Source organism: Stenotrophomonas sp. YIM B06876 (assembly GCF_030711595.1).
Taxonomy (GTDB): Bacteria; Pseudomonadota; Gammaproteobacteria; order Xanthomonadales; family Xanthomonadaceae; genus Stenotrophomonas.
In genome coordinates this window covers 1-2391 of the sequence record NZ_JAUJUJ010000116.1, presented here as the reverse complement: position 1 = coordinate 2391, position 2391 = coordinate 1, and the positions used below count along the sequence as shown (strand labels likewise).

Annotated in this window: 2 protein-coding genes and 3 pseudogenes; 2 read left to right on the top strand and 3 right to left on the bottom strand. The window is 62.1% G+C overall.

Annotation, left to right across the window (positions count from 1 at the left end; genetic code table 11):
* The 3 pseudogenes from QZH66_RS15160 to QZH66_RS15150 all read right to left on the bottom strand — a co-directional run.
* Positions 1-523: pseudogene (locus tag QZH66_RS15160) on the bottom strand (alkyl hydroperoxide reductase subunit F); the annotation flags it as partial.
* A gap of 101 nt (positions 524-624) precedes the next feature.
* Positions 625-855, bottom strand: a pseudogene (locus QZH66_RS15155) (peroxiredoxin); the annotation flags it as partial.
* 5 nt (positions 856-860) lie between these two features.
* Positions 861-1340, bottom strand: a pseudogene (locus QZH66_RS15150) (redoxin domain-containing protein); the annotation flags it as partial.
* Positions 1341-1534: 194 nt separating this feature from the next.
* Between QZH66_RS15150 and bfr the strand changes: the two are divergent.
* Both bfr and QZH66_RS15140 read left to right on the top strand, forming a co-directional pair.
* Positions 1535-2011, top strand: coding sequence for a bacterioferritin (gene bfr / locus QZH66_RS15145; RefSeq protein ID WP_305806742.1), 477 nt, complete (start codon positions 1535-1537; stop codon positions 2009-2011).
* A gap of 132 nt (positions 2012-2143) precedes the next feature.
* The coding region (locus QZH66_RS15140) for a VF530 family protein (protein ID WP_305806741.1) at positions 2144-2391 on the top strand (248 nt) is incomplete at its 3' end.

The following is a 2391-nucleotide window of genomic DNA, read 5'->3' as shown; positions in this document are numbered from 1 at the left end:
ACACGGTGGGCACGCCCATCACCTCGCGCTCGGCGATCTCATTCTGGAACACGCCGCCGTCGATGGCGGTGTGCGTGATGCGCGGGTTGAGCACGCTCATCAGGTTCAGCGCCTGCACCACGTCGGGGCAGTTGTGGCAGCTCTGCGAGTAATAGGTTTCGAAGTGGAAGTCGCCGTCGAGGTTCTTGATCTGCTCCTGCAGGTCGGCAGGCTCCTTGGACGGGTGGCCGCCCACGTGCAGCAGCGCCAGCACGAGCGACGTGAATTCATGGCCCAGCGGCACGCCGGCAAAGCGCAGGCCGCTGTTCTGGCCGGGGTTGGTGATGAGGAACGAGGGCGTGCGCTCGGCGCCGGCCTGCTTCTCGACCACGCTGACCTTGTCGGACAGGCCCTGGATGTCCTGCAGCAGCGCCTGCAGCTCGCGCGAAGCCTCACTGTCGTCCAGCGAAGCCACCAGCTCGACCGGGCGGGTCAGGCGTTCCAGATAGGCTTTGAGTTGGGTCTTGAGGTTGTCGTCCAGCATGGCAGGGCTCCTTATGGATGTTTTTGGGCAAAAAAATGCCCGGGCGCCAGGCACCCGGGCGTCTTGGTCAGTGCAACTGACAGGCGGTAGCGGGTACCGGCTTAGATCTTGCCGACCAGGTCCAGCGACGGGGCGATGGTCTTGGCGCCTTCGTTCCACTTGGCGGGGCAGACTTCACCGGGGTGGGCGGCGGTGTACTGGGCAGCCTTGAGCTTGCGCAGGGTTTCCTTCACATCGCGGGCGATCTCGTTGGAATGCACTTCCATGGTCTTGATGATGCCATCGGGGTTGATGATGAAGGTGCCGCGCAGGGCCAGGCCTTCTTCGGCGATGTGCNGGCGGCGGTGTACTGGGCAGCCTTGAGCTTGCGCAGGGTTTCCTTCACATCGCGGGCGATCTCGTTGGAATGCACTTCCATGGTCTTGATGATGCCATCGGGGTTGATGATGAAGGTGCCGCGCAGGGCCAGGCCTTCTTCGGCGATGTGCACGTCGAAAGCGTGGGTCAGCTGGTGCGTGGGGTCGCCCACCAGCGGGAACTTGGCCTTGCCCACGGCGGGCGACGTTTCGTGCCACACCTTGTGCGAGAAGTGCGTGTCGGTGGTGACGACGTACACCTCGGCGCCAGCCTTCTGGAATTCTGCGTAGTGCTCAGCGGCGTCTTCCACTTCGGTCGGGCAGTTGAAGGTGAAGGCGGCGGGCATGAAGATCAGCACGGACCACTTGCCCTTGAGGCTTTCGTCGGTCACGGTGATGAACTTGCCGTTATGGAAGGCTTCGGTCTTGAAAGGCTTGATTTCGGTGTTGATCAGGGACATTGCTGCTTCCTTAGGGTGGGTTGATGAACTCAGGACTGAAGTCTAGGCCAAAGCCTTACATCAATCCAATCAATTGAATGAATCAATACGATACCATTTGGCTATCGAAAGTTCCCGCGCCCGCCCCTGCGCTTGCCCGGCCTACCTGCAGGCCCGACAATGAAGGCTTTCCATCGCACCGCAAGGAGTCCCCCATGAAAGGTGACGCACAGGTTATCGGCCACCTGCAGGCCCAGCTGAAAAACGAACTCACCGCCATCAACCAGTACTTCCTGCACTACCGCATGCTCAAGCACTGGGGCTTCGATGCGCTGGCGAAGAAGGAATACGACGAGTCGATCGGCGAGATGAAGCACGCCGACAAGCTCATGGACCGCATCTTCATGCTCGACGGTCTGCCCAACCTGCAGGACCTGGCCAAGCTGCAGGTCGGCGAGGACGTGCCCGAGATCCTGGCCTGCGACCTGCGCGCCGAACAAGGCGCCCAGGCCACCCTCAAGGACGGCATCGCCTACTGCGAAACCGTGCGCGACTATGTCTCGCGCGACCTGCTGCAAGGCATCCTGGACGACACGGAAGAGCACATCGACTTCCTCGAAACCCAGATCGATCTGATCGACAAGGTGGGCCTGCCCAACTACCTGCAGTCGCAAATGGGCGAGGCGGAATAAGCCTGCCCGACCCGGCTGCAACGGGCTTCGGCCCGTTTTTTTGCGCCGGACTGGCCCAAGACTATCGAAACAATAGCTATCTGCGCACGACCCATCGGCGTTAGAGGCCTAAAACACCCCAAAATTCGCGCCATGACCGACATCCCCAAACCCCTGCCCCAGCCACGCAACCCGCTGCACGGCGTGACGCTGGAGGCCATGGTGACGGCGCTGGCCGACTACTTCGGCTGGGAAGGCCTGGGCGAGCGCATTCCGGTGCGCTGCTTTCAGAGCGACCCGAGCGTGGCGTCGAGCCTGAAGTTCCTGCGCAAGACGCCCTGGGCGCGCGAGAAGGTCGAGAGCCTGTATCTGTTCATGCTGCGCGAGCAGCGGCGCAGCGC